This is a genomic window from Pseudomonas sp. ASL7 (assembly GCF_056680375.1).
Window position 1 is genome coordinate 677,864 of record NZ_CM155279.1, and the last position, 19,659, is coordinate 697,522.

The 19,659-nt window shown below is 61.3% G+C and carries 22 protein-coding genes; 2 read left to right on the forward strand and 20 right to left on the reverse strand.

Annotated features, from left to right (window positions below; all coding sequences use genetic code 11):
- Positions 1-62 precede the first annotated feature (62 nt).
- Positions 63-1,052: an AraC family transcriptional regulator gene (locus AC1MDT_RS03100; RefSeq protein WP_480420640.1), complete on the reverse strand. Its 990-nt coding sequence runs from the start codon at positions 1,050-1,052 to the stop codon at positions 63-65.
- 185 nt (positions 1,053-1,237) lie between these two features.
- Between AC1MDT_RS03100 and AC1MDT_RS03105 the strand changes: the two genes are divergently transcribed.
- On the forward strand, positions 1,238-1,507 hold the full coding sequence (locus AC1MDT_RS03105; RefSeq protein WP_480420641.1) for a DUF4242 domain-containing protein: 270 nt from the start codon (positions 1,238-1,240) through the stop codon (positions 1,505-1,507).
- 38 nt (positions 1,508-1,545) lie between these two features.
- Positions 1,546-2,358 (forward strand): class I SAM-dependent methyltransferase, encoded by an 813-nt coding sequence (locus AC1MDT_RS03110; RefSeq protein ID WP_480420642.1) that lies wholly within the window; start codon positions 1,546-1,548, stop codon positions 2,356-2,358.
- A 113-nt stretch (positions 2,359-2,471) separates the two neighbouring features.
- Here the strand turns inward: AC1MDT_RS03110 and AC1MDT_RS03115 are convergent, their stop codons facing one another.
- The 19 genes from AC1MDT_RS03115 to AC1MDT_RS03205 all read right to left on the reverse strand — a co-directional run bounded on the left by AC1MDT_RS03115 (position 2,472) and on the right by AC1MDT_RS03205 (position 19,567).
- Positions 2,472-2,858, reverse strand: coding sequence for a DUF488 domain-containing protein (locus AC1MDT_RS03115; RefSeq protein WP_480420643.1), 387 nt, complete (start codon positions 2,856-2,858; stop codon positions 2,472-2,474).
- A 16-nt stretch (positions 2,859-2,874) separates the two neighbouring features.
- Complete coding sequence (gene hypB / locus AC1MDT_RS03120) at positions 2,875-3,696, reverse strand: hydrogenase nickel incorporation protein HypB (protein ID WP_480420644.1); 822 nt, start codon at positions 3,694-3,696, stop codon at positions 2,875-2,877.
- Entirely contained in the window at positions 3,696-4,037 is a 342-nt protein-coding gene (gene hypA / locus AC1MDT_RS03125; RefSeq protein WP_480420645.1) for a hydrogenase maturation nickel metallochaperone HypA, read from the reverse strand. Before hypA ends, hypB begins: the two co-directional genes overlap by 1 nt.
- A complete protein-coding gene (hypE, locus tag AC1MDT_RS03130; protein WP_480420647.1) occupies positions 4,037-5,131 on the reverse strand; it encodes a hydrogenase expression/formation protein HypE in 1,095 nt (364 codons plus the stop codon). Before hypE ends, hypA begins: the two co-directional genes overlap by 1 nt.
- On the reverse strand, positions 5,128-6,297 hold the full coding sequence (gene hypD, locus AC1MDT_RS03135) for a hydrogenase formation protein HypD (RefSeq protein WP_480420648.1): 1,170 nt from the start codon (positions 6,295-6,297) through the stop codon (positions 5,128-5,130). The genes hypE and hypD overlap by 4 nt, the downstream gene beginning before the upstream one ends.
- A complete protein-coding gene (locus AC1MDT_RS03140) occupies positions 6,294-6,980 on the reverse strand; it encodes a D-sedoheptulose-7-phosphate isomerase (RefSeq protein ID WP_480420649.1) in 687 nt (228 codons plus the stop codon). Before AC1MDT_RS03140 ends, hypD begins: the two co-directional genes overlap by 4 nt.
- A gap of 12 nt (positions 6,981-6,992) precedes the next feature.
- Positions 6,993-7,268 carry a HypC/HybG/HupF family hydrogenase formation chaperone gene (locus tag AC1MDT_RS03145; protein ID WP_414910216.1) on the reverse strand — a complete coding sequence of 92 codons (276 nt, stop codon included), beginning with the start codon at positions 7,266-7,268 and terminating at the stop codon, positions 6,993-6,995.
- Complete coding sequence (gene hypF / locus AC1MDT_RS03150) at positions 7,259-9,661, reverse strand: carbamoyltransferase HypF (protein WP_480420650.1); 2,403 nt, start codon at positions 9,659-9,661, stop codon at positions 7,259-7,261. Before hypF ends, AC1MDT_RS03145 begins: the two co-directional genes overlap by 10 nt.
- 33 nt (positions 9,662-9,694) lie before the next feature.
- Positions 9,695-9,802 (reverse strand): DUF6893 family small protein, encoded by a 108-nt coding sequence (locus AC1MDT_RS03155; RefSeq protein WP_480420651.1) that lies wholly within the window; start codon positions 9,800-9,802, stop codon positions 9,695-9,697.
- A gap of 2 nt (positions 9,803-9,804) precedes the next feature.
- Complete coding sequence (locus AC1MDT_RS03160; protein WP_480420652.1) at positions 9,805-10,320, reverse strand: hydrogenase maturation protease; 516 nt, start codon at positions 10,318-10,320, stop codon at positions 9,805-9,807.
- Entirely contained in the window at positions 10,320-11,642 is a 1,323-nt protein-coding gene (locus tag AC1MDT_RS03165; protein ID WP_480420653.1) for a hypothetical protein, read from the reverse strand. Before AC1MDT_RS03165 ends, AC1MDT_RS03160 begins: the two co-directional genes overlap by 1 nt.
- Positions 11,642-12,289, reverse strand: a complete 648-nt coding sequence (locus AC1MDT_RS03170; protein ID WP_480420654.1) for a DUF6084 family protein — start codon at positions 12,287-12,289, stop codon at positions 11,642-11,644. The genes AC1MDT_RS03165 and AC1MDT_RS03170 overlap by 1 nt, the downstream gene beginning before the upstream one ends.
- Positions 12,282-12,920 (reverse strand): DUF5947 family protein, encoded by a 639-nt coding sequence (locus AC1MDT_RS03175; protein WP_480420655.1) that lies wholly within the window; start codon positions 12,918-12,920, stop codon positions 12,282-12,284. The genes AC1MDT_RS03170 and AC1MDT_RS03175 overlap by 8 nt, the downstream gene beginning before the upstream one ends.
- A 21-nt stretch (positions 12,921-12,941) precedes the next feature.
- Complete coding sequence (locus AC1MDT_RS03180; RefSeq protein WP_480420656.1) at positions 12,942-13,511, reverse strand: hypothetical protein; 570 nt, start codon at positions 13,509-13,511, stop codon at positions 12,942-12,944.
- A complete protein-coding gene (locus tag AC1MDT_RS03185) occupies positions 13,508-15,355 on the reverse strand; it encodes a nickel-dependent hydrogenase large subunit (protein ID WP_480420657.1) in 1,848 nt (615 codons plus the stop codon). The genes AC1MDT_RS03180 and AC1MDT_RS03185 overlap by 4 nt, the downstream gene beginning before the upstream one ends.
- 39 nt (positions 15,356-15,394) lie before the next feature.
- Positions 15,395-16,462, reverse strand: a complete 1,068-nt coding sequence (locus AC1MDT_RS03190; protein ID WP_480420658.1) for an NADH-quinone oxidoreductase subunit B family protein — start codon at positions 16,460-16,462, stop codon at positions 15,395-15,397.
- Between the two features lie 172 nt (positions 16,463-16,634).
- Positions 16,635-17,690 (reverse strand): HoxN/HupN/NixA family nickel/cobalt transporter, encoded by a 1,056-nt coding sequence (locus tag AC1MDT_RS03195; protein WP_480420659.1) that lies wholly within the window; start codon positions 17,688-17,690, stop codon positions 16,635-16,637.
- A 70-nt stretch (positions 17,691-17,760) separates the two neighbouring features.
- Positions 17,761-18,384: a response regulator transcription factor gene (locus tag AC1MDT_RS03200; RefSeq protein ID WP_480420660.1), complete on the reverse strand. Its 624-nt coding sequence runs from the start codon at positions 18,382-18,384 to the stop codon at positions 17,761-17,763.
- The gene (locus AC1MDT_RS03205) at positions 18,374-19,567 is read right to left on the reverse strand and encodes a PAS domain-containing sensor histidine kinase (RefSeq protein ID WP_480420661.1); all 1,194 of its coding nucleotides are present in this window, start codon (positions 19,565-19,567) and stop codon (positions 18,374-18,376) included. The genes AC1MDT_RS03200 and AC1MDT_RS03205 overlap by 11 nt, the downstream gene beginning before the upstream one ends.
- Positions 19,568-19,659 lie beyond the last annotated feature (92 nt).

The window sequence follows — 19,659 nt, forward strand, 5'->3', positions numbered from 1 at the left end:
TGCTTCGCAGCCGAACGCAGCCTCGCAAGCTCGGCAGCTGCTACACCGGGTTCGTGTTGCGGTCACGGCGTATCGGCAATCCCGAGGGCGGGTCGAGACGTTACCTGACTGCGCCGCCACGCCGCTGGCGGTGCGCCGAACTCTCGTCGAAAGGCCCGGCTGAACGCTGTATCGGTCTGGTAGCCGACTTCTTCGGCAATGCGCATCAATGAGCTGTTGCTGCTGCGTAACAGGTTGGCCGCCAGCAACATGCGCCATTGCGTCAAATACTGCATCGGCGAACTCCCCACCAGTTGCTGAAACCGTTCCGCCAACACCGACCTTGAAGTCCCGGCGGTACGCGCCAGTTCATCCAGTGTCCAGGCATGACAGGGTTTTTTGTGCAACGCATTCAATGCAGCGCCGACGATCCGGTCGCCCACACCCGCCAGCCAACCGGTACGACGTTCGCCTTGTTCGTTCATATACAAGCGCAGCACTTCGATGAACAACACCTCAGCCAGCTTCGCCAACACACCTTCACCGCCCGGCCGTGGCGACCGGGCCTCTGCCAACGCGTAACGGACCGAAGACTCCAGCCAGATGCCAGCATTCGAGCCGCGCACATTGACCCTGACCACCGCGGGCAATCCCGTCAGCATCATGCCCGCCAACCGTGTATCGCACGCCAGATAGCCGCACACCAACCGCGTGACGGCACCGCCACCGCCATAACTCAATTGCCGTGGACGACGTGACAGCACCACGTCCAGCCTGGCACCGGTCGCCGGTGCCAGGCCTGGCTCGGAGCCCATGCGATGGGCGTCTCCCTGAGGGAACACCACGACATCGCCGGCGGTCAGCAAAAGGGGGGGCTCGTCACCGAGTTCGACGTAGCACTCGCCTTCGGTGATCAGGTGAAAGATCACCACCCGTTCGGCGCCAGGCTCCAGGAACGGCGCCGCCGCGTCGGCGCTGGGCGACTGGTAGCACCAGGGGGCGGTGAACCTGGCGTTGATGAAAATTGCGCCGACCAGGCGGACGACGCGCAGGGTTTGAGACAGGGCGTCCATGATGATTTCCCGTGTTGGCAGCGGGGCGACGTTTGATTGTGAGCCTGTCGCCGCGCGACGCGAAATCTCCGGACGATCGGACAGTCCTGGCCGACGATCGGGCAGGACGCCGACGTTACCCGGCGCGATAGTTGGCAAACAGGGTCACCCGACCCTGTCACCAATAACAAGAATGGGAGGTTGCCATGCCAAAGTTCATCATTGAACGCGAGATCCCGGGCGCTGGAACACTGTCAGAAAGGGATTTGAAAGCGGCTTCGCAAAAGTCCTGCAAGACGTTGCGCGAGTTGCCGGATGTGCAGTGGCTGCAGAGTTATGTCACCGGTGACAAGCTCTATTGCGTGTACATCGCGCCGAGCGAAGAGTTGATCAGGGAGCACGCCAAACAGAGTGGTTTCCCGGCCAACCGCATTTCCCAGGTCTCGGCCGTTATCGATCCCACCACGGCGGAATAAGCCGGGGCTGTTTTCCAACCCGCAACGGAGCGGAATTCATGAGTACACCCATTGATCTGACTGCCTTGAAACAGCGTCAAATGGCCGCGTGGGCCAGCGGCGATTATGCGGTGATCGGCACCACCTTGCAGATCGTTGGCGAGGAACTCGCCGAAGCCTGCGACCTGCTGTGCGATGAGAACGTGCTGGATGTCGCCGCCGGCAACGGCAATGCAACGCTCGCCGCGGCACGCCGTGGCTGCCACGTTACCTCCACCGACTACGTGGCTGCGTTGCTTGAGCGCGGCGAAGACCGGGCCAGGGCCGAACACCTGGAAGTGACGTTTCAAGTGGCCGATGCCGAGGCGCTGCCCTTTGCGGATGCCAGCTTCGATGCCGTGCTGTCGACCTTTGGCGTGATGTTTGCGCCAGATCAGGACAAAGCCGCTTCGGAGCTGGCGCGAGTCTGTCGCCCTGGAGGCCGGATCGGCCTGGCCAACTGGACGCCTGAAGGCTTCGTCGGCCAGATGTTCAAGACCCTCGGCCGCCACTTGCCGCCCCCTGCAGGCGCTCAATCGCCGTCCCAGTGGGGCACCGAAGCCTGGCTGCATACGCACTTCGATGAGCGTGACTTTCTGCTTCAGGTGACACGCCGGACGTTCAACTTCCGTTATCGCTCGGCTGCACATTTCATTGATGTGTTCCGTAACTGGTACGGTCCGGCCCACAAAGCCTTTGCAGCGCTGCCACACGAGGGCGCCAAGGCGCTTGAAACTGACCTGACCGAACTGTTGAACCGCATGAACCGTGCAGGCGACAAGTCGCTGGTGGTGCCGAGTGAATACCTTGAAGTGGTGATCACGCGGCGTTAATTATTGTAGGAGCGAGCTTGCTCGCGATGGAGTGTCAGGCAACGTTGATTCGACTGACACACCATCGCGAGCAAGCTCGCTCCTACAGGGGGATTTGTGGTGGTCTGGGGGTTCTAAACAACCTTGGCGCCGCGTGCTGTCAGCAGTTCGCGCAGCACCGAACGATGGCAGTGCGCTTCATCCTCGCAATAACAACCCACCGCCAGCGAGGTTTGATGAGAGAGAACGGCCAATAGATCGAGCAGTTGACTGGGCGCTGGATGGTTCATTTCTGCCTTGAACTTGCGCTTGAAGGTGTCCCAGGCTTTGTCATCGGTGGCGGCTTTGGCTTCGGCCACCAGTTCCGCGCTCGGCGAAAGCAGCGGCTGCCATACATCATAAAAATCACGACTGGCAAACTCGGTCTTCGGTACGCCACGCGGTGGACGCCGAACCGTGCCCAGGCGCAGGCCTTCACTGGCTGCACGGGGCGAGCCGAGTCGCACGATATGGATGGGCATGGTCGATGTATTCCCCTCAACGCTCACTTGAAAACTGTCCGCGTAACCAGGTGTACCAGTCAGCCAATCCCTCACCCTGGGTGGCGGACAGCTGCAGCACTTCTATATCAGGATTTATCCGGCGTGCGAAGGCAATGCAGGCGCTCACGTCGAAGTCCACGTAGGGCAACAAGTCGGTCTTGCTGATGATCATCAAGCTCGAGGCCTTGAACATGTGCGGGTATTTGAGGGGCTTGTCGGCGCCTTCGGTGACCGAGAGGATGACCACTTTGGCACGCTCGCCGAGGTCGAACAGGGCAGGGCAGACCAGGTTACCGACGTTTTCCACAATGACCAACGAGTTGGGCGCGGGTGCCAGTTGCTGCAACGCACCGGCCAGCATTTCGGCTTCCAGGTGGCAACCGGTGCCAGTGTTGATCTGCACCGCCGGGCAGCCGGTGGCGCGGATGCGTTCGGCGTCGAACAGGGTTTCCTGATCGCCTTCGACCACGCTGATCGCCAGGCTACTGGAGAGGTCACGCAAGGTGCGTTCCAGCAACGTGGTTTTCCCGGCGCCAGGGGAACTCATCAGGTTCAGCGCCAGAATGTCATGAGCCTTGAGCCATTCACGATTCTGCTCGGCCTGCCGATTGTTCTTCGCCAGAATGTCCTGCTCCAGTTGGACGGTGGTGCCGTGCACATGAGCATGCCTCTGGACCGGTTCAGGTTCATGAACGTGGGCATGCAGGCGCACAAAGTCGCCGCGTGGCTCGTGTTCGCCAACCCGTTTCAAAGTGCTGGTCGTCAGGTCGGTGATCCGAGCCCTGGCACCGTTGGAGCAACCACAGGTAGTACACATCAGGCGGCCTCCTCAATTTCCATCGACTTGATCCGTAACTGGTCACCCCCATGCGGGCGCTCCAGGTTGACCGAGCCGCAACGACACATGGACAGCATGTCGTCCATGCGCACCTCGGCGCCACAGTCACGGCAGCGGCTTAAGCCTGGAACCCGAATAATCTCCAGGCTCGACCCCTGCAGTGAAGTGCCTTCAGTGACCACGTCGTAGCAAAAGCGCAAGGCGTCCGGCATCACGCAGGACAACGTGCCAACCTCCAGCGTGACGCGTAAAACCCGCGCAGCGCCGGCGTGTTCGGCACAGGCTTCGACGATGCTCTGGGTGACGGACAACTCGTGCATCAGCAGATCCTCGGCAGTTGTTCGCCGATCAGCATGTCGACGATGCGTTCGCCACCGAACGCGGTGTGCATGATCACGCAACCCACCGGGCTCTCACTGATTTCACCGATGATGGCTGCGTCGGCACCCGCCGGATGCGCGCGCATTGCCGCCAGTGCCAGCTCGGCATATTCGGCCGGGATCACCGCCACCAGCTTGCCTTCGTTGGCAAAATACAGCGGATCGAGACCGAGAATTTCCGACACGCCCTTGACCGCTTCGCGTACCGGAATGGTCGGCTCGTCGAGATTGACGCAGACGTTGGCGGCCTGGGCGAACTCGTTCAGTACCGTGGCGATCCCGCCACGGGTCGCGTCGCGCAGGCAATGCACATCAGGGCAAGCCTCGAGCAGCGTCGCGATCAAACCATGCAGCGGTTGGCAGTCGCTCTGGATCGGCACGTCCAGCGCCAGGTCATCGCGGGCGGCGAGGATCGCCACGCCATGGTCGCCGATGTAGCCGTTGACCAGCACCTTGTCGCCGGGCCGGGCACGGGTGGCCGCGATGTTGACGCCCGCCGGAATCACTCCGATGCCGCTGGTGTTGATGAACAGTTTGTCCACGGCGCCGCGCTCGACCACCTTGGTGTCGCCGGTGACGATCTGCACCCCGGCCACCCTGGCGGCCTGTTGCATGGAGTCGACGATGCGCCGCAAGTCGGCCACCGCAAAGCCTTCTTCGAGGATCACCGCACAGGATAGATACAGCGGACGTGCGCCCGACACGGCGAGGTCGTTGACCGTGCCGTTGACCGCCAGGTCGCCAATGTTGCCGCCAGCAAAGAACAGCGGATCAACCACATACGAATCCGTGGTAAACGCCAGTCGATCTCCGTGCCCGACGAGCTCACTCAAGGTGAAGCGAGCCTGGTCTTCCAGCGGTGCCAGCGACGGATTGTTGAAGGTGCCGACGAACACATCGTCGATCAGGTCGCGCATGGCTTTGCCACCGCTGCCGTGAGCCAGAGTGATGGTGTCGCCGCGCACCTTGCCGCTGCGCTGACGGATACGCGTTATCGGTTCATCGACGAGACTGGCAGGGCCGGGGACGGTCATGTCTGATGCTCCCGTTGTGCGTCGGCAGCTTCGCGTTTTTTCAGGATATCCACCAGGTCGATGCGCCCATAGTTGTACACCGCAGCGCAGGCACCTTCGCTGGAAACCATTAACGAGCCCAGCGGCATTTCCGGGGTGCAGGCGGTGCCGAATACTTTGCATTGCCACGGCTTGATTACACCCTTGAGCACTTCGCCGCATTGGCAGGATTTAGGGTCGGCGATCTTCAGGTTCGGTATCGGGTATTTGCATTCGGCGTCGAAGCGTGCATAGGCGTCGCGTAACTTGACCCCTGAATGATCGATCGACCCCAGGCCACGCCATTCGAAGAACTCACGCAACTGAAAGACCTTCTGCACCGCCGCCAGGGCGGCATTGTTGCCGGCCTCGGGGACCACGCGCTGGTACTGGTTTTCCACCTCGCATCGGCCCTCGGCCAGTTGTTTGACCACCATCCACAGTGACTGGAGGATATCCAGCGGTTCGAAACCGGAAATCACCACCGGTTTCCTGTAGTGGCGGGCGATGAATTCATAGGGCTCGCTGCCGATCACCATGCTCACGTGGCCGGGGCCGAGGAAACCGTCGAGGGTCAGTTCCGGCGAATCGAGAATCGCCTTGATCGTCGGGATGATGGTGATGTGGTTGCAGAACACCGAGAAATTGCCGAGGTCCCAGGCTTCGGCGCGCAGGATGGTCAGGGCCGTGGACGGCATGGTGGTTTCGAAACCGAGGGCGAAGAACACCACCTCTCGCGTCGGGTTGTCGCGCGCGATTTTCAGTGCGTCCATTGGCGAGTAGACCAACCGCACGTCAGCCCCTTCGGCCTTGGCTTGCAGCAGGCTTTTGCGCGAACCGGGGACACGCATGGCATCGCCGAAGGTGGCGAAAATGATGTTCGGGTGCTGCGCCAGGGCTACGCAGTCATCCACCCGGCCCATGGGCAACACGCACACCGGGCAGCCAGGGCCGTGCACCAGTTCGATGGCGTCGGGCAGCATCTGCTCGATACCATATTTGAAGATCGAGTGGGTGTGCCCGCCGCAGACTTCCATGAGCTGCAACGGCCGTTGCCGGCACAGCGGAATTCGCTGCACCAGCTTCTCGATCTGCTTCACCAGCACCCTGGCTTTGACTGGATCACGGAATTCGTCGACGAATTTCATGCTAGCGTCTCCAGGCCACCGCGGTCGTCGGCGAGCAGGGTGTGCACCAGGTCCCAAAGGATGTGATAGGTGGCGACGTGCACTTCCTGGATCCGGTGGATGCTGTCCGTGGGCACCACCAGGCAATGATCGACGTCCGCCGAGCGGGCCATTGCGCCACCGTCGCTGCCGGCCAGACCCATCGTGGTCAGGCCCATTTCATGCGCCTTGGCAAAGGCCTTGAGCAAATTGCCGGAGTTGCCACTGGTGGAAAAACCCACCAGTCCATCCCCGGGTCGACCCAGGGCAATGACCTGACGGAGGAAGATATGATCGAAGCCGACATCGTTGCCGACGGCGGTCATCATCGCCTGGTCTGCCGCCAGGTTCGTCGCCGTCAAGGCTGGGCGGCCCGCAGTGATGGGGTGCAGGAACTCCACCGCGAAATGCGCGGCGTCGCAGGAGGAACCGCCGTTGCCCATCGACAACATGCGTCCGCCTCGCCGGTACACCTGTGCAATGGCTCGCGCCATCGCGACGATGGCTTCGGTGTTCTCGGCAAAGAAGCGCTGCTTGACCTCGACACTGTGGGCGGCTTTTTGTCGAACGGATTCCAATAGCGCCTTATCGACGGCGCCACTCTCTTGCTTGTCACCGTGCAAGAACGGGTACAACCCACGCAGTGGACTATCACCTTCAGACATGGCCGTGCCTCGCTATCGTGAGTCCTGCATCCATTGCATTTCCTCGGTCATTTCACCGAGCGCCTGCAGCAGTTCGAGGGTCTTCAACGCCTCGTGTTCGTCGATCCGGCTCATGGCAAAACCGACGTGGACCAACACCCATTCACCGACGCAATCGGCATGGGTACGACCGTCACCGACCACACACGAGATGTTGATCGCGCGGTGGATGCCGCCGATTTCCACCGTGGCCGTATCGGTCGCCGCGTCAACGATCTCGACGATTTGCCCGGGGATGCCTACACACATGGTGGTCGCTCCTCTTGTGGGTGGAGCGATTGCGCTGCGGCGACAACCGCTTGACCCAGGCTTAAGCCGCCGTCGTTCGCGGGCACTTGGCCGTGGCGCAGCACTTGCAGGCCCTCGGCTTCCAGGCATCGGATCAGTTCGGTGGCGAGTATCGCGTTCTGGAACACGCCGCCCGAGAGGGCAATACGGCTGTGCCACAGATCGCCATGTTGCTGGTGCAGGTGCTCGATCATCTGTGCCACGGCGTGCGCCAGGCCGATATGGAAGCGCGCCGCGATCACGCCGGGCGGTACACTGGCGCGCAAGTCTTCCAGCAGGGCTCGCCACATTGGCTGTGGTTCCAGACGCGGCAGACCGCCCGCCAACACGATTGCGAACGGGTAGCCTTGGTCGAGGGCTGTGCGATCGACGATGGCTTCCAGTTCGATGGCCGCCTGACCTTCGTAGCTGACGGTCTGGCACACGCCGATCAGCGCCGAGACGGCATCGAACAGCCGTCCGCAGGAGCTGGTTCTGGGGCTGTTGAAGCCGGATTCGAGCATGCCGTTCAAGGTTGCCAGTGGTTTGTTCGCCAGCGTCCGGAAGTACGACAGATCGCCGAACTCGTCGGTCATTGTGTGCCATGCCGCCAGCCGTCGCAGGTGGGCATAGGTCATGCGCCAGGGTTGCTCGATGGCGGCCTCGCCACCGGGCATGGCAACGGTCGACAGGCTGGCCAGGCGTCGATAGCCGCGATAATCGGCGAGCAGGAACTCACCGCCCCACAGGCTGCCGTCAGCGCCGTAACCGGTACCGTCCAGGGCAACGCCTAGCACCGGCGGCGCGTTCAGCGCTATGCCGTTGTCGGCCATGCACGCGGCGATGTGCGCGTGATGATGCTGCACCTCGATCAGGTCCAGGCTTGCAGCGCCAGCCCAGTCCCGGCCGAAACGGCTCGGCAGATAGTCGGGATGGCGGTCGATGACCAGCACCTCCGGATGATGGTCAAACAACTGTCTGTACAGCGTCAGGGTTTGGCCGTACGCCGCATTCGTGCCGGGATGGGCCAGATTGCCCAAATGCTGGGACAGGATCGCCTGACCGTCCTTGATCAGGCAGAAGCTGTTTTTCAGCTCGCCCCCCAGGGCCAGAATCGCCGGAGCATTTAGAAACCCGGTGGGCAGGCGTAGCGGTGTCGGCGCATAACCACGGGCGCGGCGCAGCAGGGAAGGGGCGTCGGCCACTTGCCGGACCACCGAGTCGTCCAGCCGATTGACGATGTCCCGATCATTCAGCAACAGTGCGTCAGCGATACCCGCCAGCTGTTTACGGGCCTCATCGTTGTCGATGCACTGGGGTTCGTCGCTGCGGTTGCCGCTGGTGAGCACGATCGGTGCGTCCAGGCCCGCCATCAGTAAATGGTGCAGGGGGGAATAGGGCAGCATGAAGCCGTAGCAACGCTGCCGGGGAGCGACGCTTTCGGCCAGTTGCTGCGGCCCCTGGATATCGAGCAGCACAATCGGTGCCGCCGGGCTATGCAGCATTGAGGTGTCGGCCAGGGTCAGGTTGCAGTAACGGCGGATCATCGACTCATCCCGAGCCATCAACGCGAAGGGTTTGTGCTCACGGCGCTTGCGTTGGCGCAGCTGCTGCACCGCGTCGGCATTCGACGCGTCGCAGGCCAGGTGCACGCCGCCGATGCCTTTGATGGCGACGATATGCCCGGCCTTGAGCAAGCGTTGAGTGGCCTCGATCGGATCACCGCGGCAATCGACTGCCGAACCGTTTGCCACTTCAAGCCAGAGCTTCGGCCCGCAGACCGGGCAGGCATTGGGTTGAGCATGAAAACGTCGGTCCGCTGGATTCTCATATTCGCGCAGGCATTCGGGGCATTGGGCAAACGCGCCCATGCTGGTGTTGCCGCGATCATAGGGAATGGCGCGGACAATCGACATGCGCGGGCCGCAATGGGTGCAGTTGGTGAAGGCGTAGCGGTAACGGCGATTGGCGGGATCAAACACTTCGCTCAGGCACGCTGCGCAGGTCGCAGCGTCGGCGACAATGCCGGTATGCACCTGGCCGCCGGCGCTTTTGACGATGCGAAAATCGGTTACCGGTGATCCACCGCGCAGTGCCGTTGATTCCAGTGAATCGATCCGTGCCAGCGGCGGTGCTTCATCGCGCAAACGCTGTAGGAACCGCTCCCGTGCAGCGCGCTCACCCCAGATGCGGATCAGCACCCCTTCGGCATCGTTGCACACGTCGCCCACCAGCGCGCAATCGCGCGCCAGCCGCCACACCGTGGGTCTGAAACCGACGCCTTGGACCAGTCCGCGGACACGGATCGCTTCGCCACCCAGAGACGTGCCCCGGGTGTTTTGCACAATCTGATCAAGCCGTTTGGATGTGCGCATTACCGTCTCCCAGGCGGATGCCTGCGTTGGAGATCACATGTTGCGAATTTTCAGATAGCGTTTGATGTCGTGGAAATTCACCACCACCAGCGCGACAATCAGCGCCAGAATCAGAACCCAGAAAATCGTCCAGCCACTCATTTCTATCCTCCCGGAGCGGTCAGGCTCCTTGTTTCGTCAGCCGTTAGTTCGTTCAGCAGGCCGAGCACTTCGACGACCGCTTTGTCGACCGCGCGGGTCACCGCGTCGCTCAAACCCATGTATCCCTGCTCGCCACCCAGAGAGGCCGGCTGACAGCACACCATCAGGACCCGCGGATGATGTTGATCCAGCGCGGCGATGAAGCGCAGGACGCTGGCCGGGTCCATGCCGTGGGGTGACATCAGTTGTTCGCTGCGACCTGGTGTGGTTGCGTCACCGATCTGCGGTTCAATCAAATAAATCGTGCCCGGTGCCTCGCCACGATCCACGGTGTCGATCAGGATGACGACCTCGTAGCCCTCCATCAGCGCATAACCGAGGTCCAGGCCACGGATGCCGAAATCCGCCACGTCGACCCCGTCCGGCACTTGCCGCTGGACCAGCCGCGAGGCGACTTCGCAACCAAAGCCGTCGTCGCCCATGAAGATATTGCCGATGCCGGCGACGAGAATTTTCATCACTGCACGCCCTCCAGCGACTGGATCTCTTCGGGTGAAAAAAAGAACCGATGCCCCGGCATCCGTTGCAAACCCCACTCGCGACCCGGGTCGTCATCTAGGGTCACGGCGACATGCACGCGGTCTTCGAAATCACGTTCGATGGCTTCAATCACTGCGGTTTTGCCGGCCAGCATCAGGTCCATGGCATCGCCGCCTGCTCGGGGTTGCAGTCGCACGCGATCGCCCACCCGCAGCGCGGTACCGTCGTTGTGGTCGTACACCAGGCGCGGGCCGCTTTGCACCGGATCGCGCATGACTCCATGCAGGCGCATGAAGCTGTCGCCATCGAGTGCTTCGGTGCGAGCGAGCAAAGCCGCCGAGCGTGGGTCGAGCTCGGCCATCTCGCGTTTTTCGCCGTCGGTCATGGCGAGGATACGCAGACTGAGGATTTCGTCGATTTCAGTGGAGTCGAAAAATTCACCGGGACTTTGCGCGGCTATTTCCGGGTAGTCGTACAGAATGATCGGTGATGACAGCAGCAGATTCCGCGCACCGGGCTCGCCCACCATTACCGGGTAAGTGCCTTGGTTGTCGCAACCGGCGGCCGCGTCCTTGAGTGCCTCGGGCGGGTCCATCAGGCTGACGAAAGCACCGCGCTCGACGCCGAGCAGGGTGTGGGTGGAGGCGAAACTGTAGAGGCTTGCCTGTTCGCGGTCGGTGACGCTGGCCGGGTCCATGGGTGTGTGGTTTTCGATGCGCACGGTCAGTCGCCAGACGTCTGCGCTGACGGGTTGCAGTTGCAGGTCGATGTGGCCCTGGATCGCCGATTGATTGCGCAGCAGCACGCCGCGAATCAGTCCGTCGTCGCTGAGTGGTTCAAGTTCGCGTCGACCTTCGAAGGCGAATGGCACGTTGCGCCCGGTCCCCAGAAGGTCGCCCAGTCGACAATCGACCACCGGCAGGTCGCGCTCCACGGCTTCCTGCCAACAATGAAACTGCCGATGGCCCAAGGTCAGCGACGGTACCGGGCTGAACGGCAAGTCTTGCGGCGCTTGCGGCCATTCGCTCAATGGCACGTGCAACTCGCCGATCTCACGGGCCAGTGGCTGCAGGAACCGTACACGCACTTCGAGTCGTGTGTCAGCGCTGCCCTGGACCAGGCACTGGGTCTGCATCTGCCAGGGTTCGCCGCCTTCGGTGGCCTCGAACCAGACCTTCGGATAGATCCCGCCGAAGGTCCAGCGCTGGCGATTTTTCGCTGAAGTGGAACGGTAGGGGTACAGGATGTAACCCTCGTAGAGCACCGCTTCGACCACCGGTTGCACCGTTTGCAGGTTCATCACGCCAGCCTCTTCGCCTCGGCCAGCAGGCTGGCGAGCGCTTCATCAAAACCGGGATGCCCACAGCGGCGTTTGTACTCGTACAACGCTTCGAACACTTGCGCGTTGACGCTCAGCCAGTGTTGGTTGGGGTAGTAGAGTTCCATCATGTCCTTCCACACCTGGACCGGCAGCGCGTAATGAGTTTCTTCGTTCCAGGAAATCAGGGCCATGGCCAGCGCGCCTTCCTCGTCGCGATAGAACACACTGCCGGAATACAACAGCAGCAGAGGCACCACGCCCTGATCGAGGCCGTGAAAGTATTTGGTGGCCGCGAGGTTGAAGTCGAAGCTGCAAGGGACCGGCAGATTCACTTCGGTGCGTTCGCCGGTAAACGCCGGCACCACCACGGTTGCGTGGGTCCAGAGCAGGCTACGCAAGGTTTGACTCCAGCGTGAAGGCTCACCGAACAAATCACTCAGGCGCGACTGTTCTGCCGGCGCGTAATAACGTTTGGCGGTCTCGATGCGAATCTGGCATTGCAGCGAGATGCTCTGGATCGGCACGGGGCGTCCGCGCTGGCGCAGTTCCAGTGCCAGATGCAGGGTCGGGGCGACGGCGTATGGGTCCGGCATGGCGCCGTTGACCGAAAGGCTGAGGTCAGGCATCGACGTTGCTTCCTGTTTCGGCACGCAATTGTTCGAAGAAGCGCAACTGCGCGGCTTGCGCATCCTGTCCACCCGAGAGTCCGTGCCAATGGGTGCGAATCAACCCGACCAGTTCATAGCAACGGTCTACGGGGATGCGGTAGTACTCGCGAGCGTGGTCCATTCGGTTGACCAGCAGGGCTTCGACGTCCGGTTGCAGCTCGAGCAGCACAGGGTTGGCGGCGGCCAGTTCATCCCAGGTGTGCAGCGCCAGTTTCGACTCGGTAGCACCGGCGGGGCCGGGATACAGCGCCAACACGCGATGCTGAGGCGAGCTGTGAACGAAAAATGCCAGGTTGATCGGGATCAGCAAGCCGTCCCATTGAGCATCGCTGAGTACGAAGGCGTGCAGCCGCGTCACATGACGAGGCACACGCCGGTAGCGTCGGGCTTCGGGGCTGTCGAACAACAGGGCGCAGGCCTGACAGGCGCAGAGCAGGCGTCGGGTATCGGGCTCGATCAGGTGTTCATGCTCATGGCCAATCTCGGCATAGCACAACTCGCAGTGCTCCACCGGTTTACGCTCGATGCCCAGAAAGCCCTTGAGCGAGGCCACCCAGTCATCCATTTTCGCAACGATGGCCTCGGTCATGTTCGGTCCTCACTGTAGTCGTTACTCGTTGGCTACCACCGGCTGGGTCACCCAGACCAGCGGCACAAAACCGGCGTGGGCGGTCAACGTGTCCAGCCCCTCGATCAGCAATTCTTCGGCATCGGGGACCATTTCCATCAGCACGTCCTCGATCTCCTGACGCAGTGCTGCGGCCGTGGGCATGACGCCGTCAGGATCGCTGGCGCTGACGCTGATCCGCACTTCGTTGGCCTCCACGCCGATCAGTTCGATGAGCACACCTTTGACCCCGAGGTGCGGGCGCAACCGATCAATCGCTTTGCGTGCTCGGGTCGGTAGGTCCTCGGGATGCAGGTCGTGCAGCAGCAACAGCCCGCGCACCCGTGGGTTGGCGGTAAACCGCGGCAACAGCGTGTCTGCCGGTTGCGTGCCGGTTTCGCGGATGATGTCCAACAGGTCCGCCAGCCCCAGGCTGTGCAGGCGGATCACCACCCGCACCAGTTCCTGCGCCGCGCTTCTGGCGGTCGGGTCTTCAAGCCCGTCCAGCGCGGCTAGCAGTTCTTGCAGGCGCGCGACTTGCTCGTCGAGTTCCTGTTGCCGGGCGCCGCTCACGGTGTCGACTCCGCGTCATCCGCTTCCGTCGACTGGCCGAGGCCGCCATTGCCGGGCGCGTGGATGACTTTGAGGGTTTTGCCGTTGCCCAGGTACATGTGCACGCCACAAGGCAGGCACGGATCGAAGCTGCGCACGGCGCGCATGATGTCGATGCCCTTGAATTTATCGGGGCCGTTTTCCTCGAAGATCGGCGTGTTCTGCACCGCGTCCTCGTAAGGGCCAGGGGTGCCGAAGGTATCCCGGGGACTGGCGTTCCATGGGGTTGGCGGGTACGGATGGTAGTTGGCGATCTTGCCGTTGCGGATCACCAGGTGATGGGACAGCACCCCGCGCACCGCTTCATGGAAACCGCAGCCGATGGCGTTTTCCGGCACCTTGAACTCGGTCCAGGTTTTGGTGTGGCCGGCCTGCAATTCACTCAGCGCCTTCTCGACGAAGTGCAGGGCGCAGCACGCGGCGTAGACCTGGAAGTAGGTCCGGGCGCGGTCACGCTCGATGGCGTTGCTCCATTTCGGTACATGCCATTCGAACTCGACTTCCGGTTTGAGCGCGGTCGGTGGCAGGTACATTTTGATGCTTTGGCCGGTGGCCTTGATGTAGCCGATGTCGACCAACCCGGCCAGCGCGGTGGCCCACAGGCGCGCCAGTGCGCCACCGCCGGTGTCCAGCGCCAAGTGTTCGCCGGTGCGTTTGTCCAGCCAGCGTGGGGACATGACCCAGGAATACTTGTCGTCGAAATCGCGTTTCTGTGGACGCGGCACGGTGGTCTGGTTCCACGGGTGATTGATGTCCACCACATTGCCCAGTGGGTCTTTCTCCACTAGTTTTGCGCGTTTTTCCCAGCTTTCGTAATACGAACTGCCGAGCAGGATGCGCATCTGCAAATTGATCTCCACCAGGTCCGTGGTGACCAGTTCGCCGTCCACCACCACGCCAGGGGTGACGAACATCGCCCGTCCCCATTCGGTCATGTGCTGGTACTGGTAATCGCAATGCACCGGGTTATTGAACGAACCCCAGCAGCCGAGCAGGATGCGCCGCCGGCCGACTTCCTCGTATCCGGGCAGGGCTTCATAGAAGAAGTCGAAGATGTCGTCATGCAGCGGCAGGCAACGCTTCATGAACTCGCAGTACCTCATCAGCCGGGTCAGGTAGTCGGTGAACAGTTGCACGGTCGGCACCGTACCGACGCCGCCGGGATAAATGGTCGAAGGGTGAACGTGACGACCTTCCATCAGGCAGATCATTTCCCGGGTGTAGCGCGAGACCATCAGCGTCTCGCGATAGAACTCGCCTTCGAACGGGTTAAGCGCGGTCATGATGTCGGCGATGGTCTTGTAGCCGTGTTTGTCGGCGTTTGGCGCAGGCGTTTGTTGTGCCTGTTCCCAGACGCCGGGGTTGGTCTCCTGGACCATCCTGGCGCAGAAGTCGACCATCAGCAGATTGTCCTGGAAGATGTTGTGGTCGAACATGTATTCGGCCGCTTCGCCGAGGTTGATGATCCACTCGGCAATGGCTGGCGGGCGGATGCCGTAGGCCATGTTCTGGGCATAGACCGAGCACACGCAGTGGTTGTCGCCGCAAATGCCGCAAATACGACTGGTGATGAAGTGGGCGTCGCGCGGGTCCTTGCCTTTCATAAATACCGAATAGCCGCGGAAGATCGAAGAGGTGCTGTAGCACTCGGCGACTTCGCGGTTCTCGAAGTCGATCTTGGTGTAGATGCCCAAGCTGCCGACGATCCGGGTAATCGGGTCCCAATTCATCGAAACCAGCGTGGCGGGCTTTTTCGCGGTCGCGTCCGTGGGCTGCGTGACAACGTCATTTTCGGTGATCGCCATGGGGAATTCCTCCTGGCTCGGTACGGTTGGCCCAAGGAACTAACGACGAATTTCGGGCGGTGGATTGGTGGTCAGCTTTGTGCCCTTATGCCGCCATTTCGGTTCTTTGTTGAGGGTGTCGTTGGTGAACCCGCGCAGCCACTTGACCAACTTGCCGTAAGGGCGGACCAGGTTCGAGGAGAACACCGCACCGGGAGGCTCATCCATGAACGGCATGAACTTGTCGGGGAAGCCCGGCATGGTGCAGCCGATGCAGATGCCGCCGACATTCGGGCAACCGCCGAGGCCGTCCATCCAGCCGCGCTTGGGCACGTTGCACTGCACCACCGGACCCCAGCAGCCGAGCTTGACGATGCACTGCGGCTGCCCATATTCCTTGGCAAAGTTGGCTTGTTCGTAGTACCCGGCGCGGTCGCACCCTTCGTGTACGGTTTTGCCGAACAGCCAGGTCGGGCGACCGGCATCGTCCAGCGGAATCATCGGCGCGACGCCGGCCAGTTGGCGTAGCAGGTACAGCAAGGTTTCCATGAAATTGTCCGGTTGCACCGGGCAACCCGGCACATTCACCACCGGCAGGCCGGCCTTGGATTTCCAGTTCCAGCCCAGGTAGTCGTTGACACCCATGCAGCCGGTGACGTTGCCTTGCATCGCGTGGATGCCGCCGTACGTCGCGCAGGTGCCGCAGGCCACCACCGCCAGTGCCTTGGGTGACAAGCGGTCAAGCCATTCGGGGATAGTGATCGGTTCGCCGGTTTGCGGGTCATTGCCCATGTAGGCCCAGTAACCTTCACCGCTGAGGTTTTCGTTGGGAATGGAGCCCTCCATCACCAACACGAAATCAATCTCGCCGCGTGCTGCCTGGTGCCAGTACTGCATCAACTCCTCGCCAACCTCGTAACAGAGGTCGGGGTTGTGCAGGTGGACTTTGGGCAGGCCCGGAATCGCGCCCAGCACTACCTCTTCAATGCTGGGCAGGGTGGCGGCGGTGATCGAGATCGAATCGCCGTCACAGCTCATGCCATCGTTGATCCAGATGATGTGGACTTCTTTGAGATCGGGTTTGCGTTGCGTCTTGCGTCCATAGGGGACGCTGTCTGACTCAGCCATGGTTGGCCTCCTGATCGCCTGCACCCGTGCATTACAGGGTCGGTCAGAGGACGCAAAGCAGGGGCGGCCATCAGACCGGATTACACATTTTGGTGTTGTAACCCGATCGCAGGACAGTGACCAAGCGTGCGACTACCTAGGGGGTTCTACCTAGTGCGCTGTTTGATGGGTATCAGCTTCGGATCTCAAGGTGCTCGTAGCCTTGCCATTTGTAGATGGCGGTCGAAACCACCCAACTGAGCATGAAAATGCCGATGATGAAGTAACCCACCATCCCAAAATGATTATTGAGGTTGCCCACCACGTCCCAGAAGCCGCCGCTCAATTCAAGCTTTTCGGCCAGCAGGCCCAGACCTTCGATGCTGCCGACCAGCAGTGCGATCAGCACTGAGACCGCGGTGATAGTGATGTTGTAATACAGCTTGCGCACCGGTTTGACGAACGCCCAGCCGTAGGCGCCCAGCATCAGGATGCTGTCGGTGGTGTCGATCAGGGTCATGCCGGCGGTGAACAGTACCGGGAACACCAGAATCGTCCAGATCGGCATGCCCTGGGCCGCACCGGTGGCGGAAATTCCCAGCAACCCGATTTCTGTCGCGGTGTCAAAACCGAGGCCGAACAGCAAACCGAGCGGGTACATGTGCCAGCTCTTGGTGATCAGGCGAAACACCGGCCGAAAAATCCGTGCGAAGAAGCCGCGGTTGGCCAGCAACAGATCGAAGTTTTCCTCGACATAGGGCTCGCCCTGGCAAACCCGGCGAAAAGCGCGAATGACCGAATGCAGGATCACCAGGTTCATCAGCGCAATGGCAAACAGGAAAAACGTCGACGCCAGCGTGCCGATCATCGCGCCGAGCGCTTTGAAGCCGGCCATTTGTCCCTGCATTGCCATCGCGGTCACGGCAATGCCGATCGATGCGAGCACGACAATCGTGGAATGGCCGAGGGAGAACATCAGGCCGACGGTGACCGGCCGTTTGCCGACCTGCATCAGTTTGCGGGTCACGTTGTCGATCGCTGCGATGTGGTCGGCATCGACTGCATGTCGAAGCCCCAGGGTGTAGGCAAGCAGGCTGGTGCCTATGAGCAGCGGATAGTCACGCAAGGCGATGAACGCCCAGACCCATGCAGCAATGTTAAAGACGATCAGCAGGGTGTAGAGGGCTGAAATCTTGCCTTTCAGCCGGCCGCTCTCGTCATCTTGCACGGTGTTGACTATGGTTTTCATGGAGGTCTCCCTGGATCGCGTGGAGATCATGCAGCATGACCCTCTGCATGCCTGAGCGACGCAACGTCGTTCACAAATGCAGTTCGTGGATACCGCACAACACCGCCATGGTGATCAGTTCGGCGGTCGAGTGCGCTTGCATTTTGAGCATCAGGTGTTCGCGGTGATGTTCGACGGTGCGCGGGCTGATCATCAGTTGCCGGGCGATTTTCTTGTTGGGCAAATCCGACACCACCAGCGCAAAAACCTGTTGCTCACGGGGTGAGAGGTGAATGAACCGTTGCAACACCAGGTTTCTTTCTTGCGTCAGGCGACGGTCGTCTGTGTCCTTGTCCAGCGCCAGCTGGACACTCGCCAGCAGGTCCTTTTCGCTGAAGGGTTTTTCCAGGAAATCCACGGCGCCGCCTTTGAGCGCCGTCACCGCCGTGCGGGCATTGCCATGACCGCTGATGAAAATGATCGGCAGGCGCACGTGTAATTCTTTCAATTTTTTTTGCAGGGCCAGTCCGTCCGTGCCGGGCATTCGCAGGTCGGTGATCAGGCAGCCAGGCTGTTGTGAGTCGAAGACGTCGAGGAAGGCTTCGGCGCTGCTGTACGTTCGAACTTCCAGGCCAGTGGTTCCCAGTGTCAGTTCGAGGGCGGTGAGGAACGGCGGGTCATCATCGACCACGTGGATGACTTGCTCAGTCGTCATGGTCATCACCCTGGACGGCGGGCAGGGTGAAATGCACCATTGCGCCGGTAATGCGAGTGGGTTCGGCCCAGAGCTTTCCGCCGTGTGCCTCGATAATCGTGCGGCTGATCGACAAGCCCAGGCCCATGCCTTTGTTTTTTGTGGTGTAGAAGGGCTTGAAGATGCTGTCAACCTGCTGACGGTCCAGGCCCGGGCCGGTGTCGATGACGCTGACCTGAACGGGCCCCGCAGGCAGCTGCCGCGCCTTGATACACAAGCGATGGTTCAAGCCGCTCATTTCGCGCATGGCTTCGATACTGTTATGTGCCAGATTCACCAGTACCTGGCCGATCTGTACGGCGTCGACCCGCACGCAAGGCAGGCCCTGTTCGATGTCCAGTTGCAGTTCGATATCGCTGTCTCGGGCGGCGACTTCTATCAGCATCGTCACGTCCTGGAGCAGGGTGGAAAATTCGCAATCGCGGAACATCTCGTCGCTATCGTTCTGCAAAAAGCCGCGCAAGTGACGAACTATCTCGCTGGCAAACCTCGCCGCGTCCTGGGCCTGTGTCACGGCTTTGACAAAGTCCGGGCTCTGCGTCGCTCCCGCGCTTAACAGCCGCGACGCCGCTTCACAGCAGAGTACGACCGTCCCCAGAGGTTGGTTCAGTTCGTGGGCCAGGCTGGAGACCAGTTCGCCAGCCGTGTTCTGGCGCGCGAGCCGGGTCAGTTGCGATTGCAGGCTGCGCAGTTTAAGTGCCGACGCCTGTTCGCCAGAGACGTCGATCATGACGCTTCGAAAGTGCTCGATATGTCCGTAGATATTGGGCTCGCGGTCACTTTTCAGCCACAGCGTGGCAATCCGCCCCTGCCGGTTCTTGACCCGTAACTTCTGGTTTATACAGCCGCCCGCGCTACCGAGTTTGCTCAGGTGGGCCTGAAACAGTTGTTTGTCGGCGCCGACCACCCAGCGGGCCAGTAATTCACCGGTGAGCCACGCCGGCTTCCACCCCAACATTGCCGCACCGGTGCTGTTGATCTTGCAAATGCGCCCCGAAGCGTCGAGTAGCACGTAGCCAACAGGTGCACGCTCGAACAACTCGCGGTAGTCGAACGTCAGGGGGGGCGATTTGTTCTGCATACACTGGCCGGTGAACGCTTCAGAGGTGGCTGGATGCGAGTCCATCGCGGTTCTGCCGCTCATACGTCATACCAGTGTAGACGCGTGCCTGAATCTGGCAGTTGCGCGATGCCTTTGCTGTCCGGGTCGGGCTCGACTAGCCTGCCAAGAGGCAT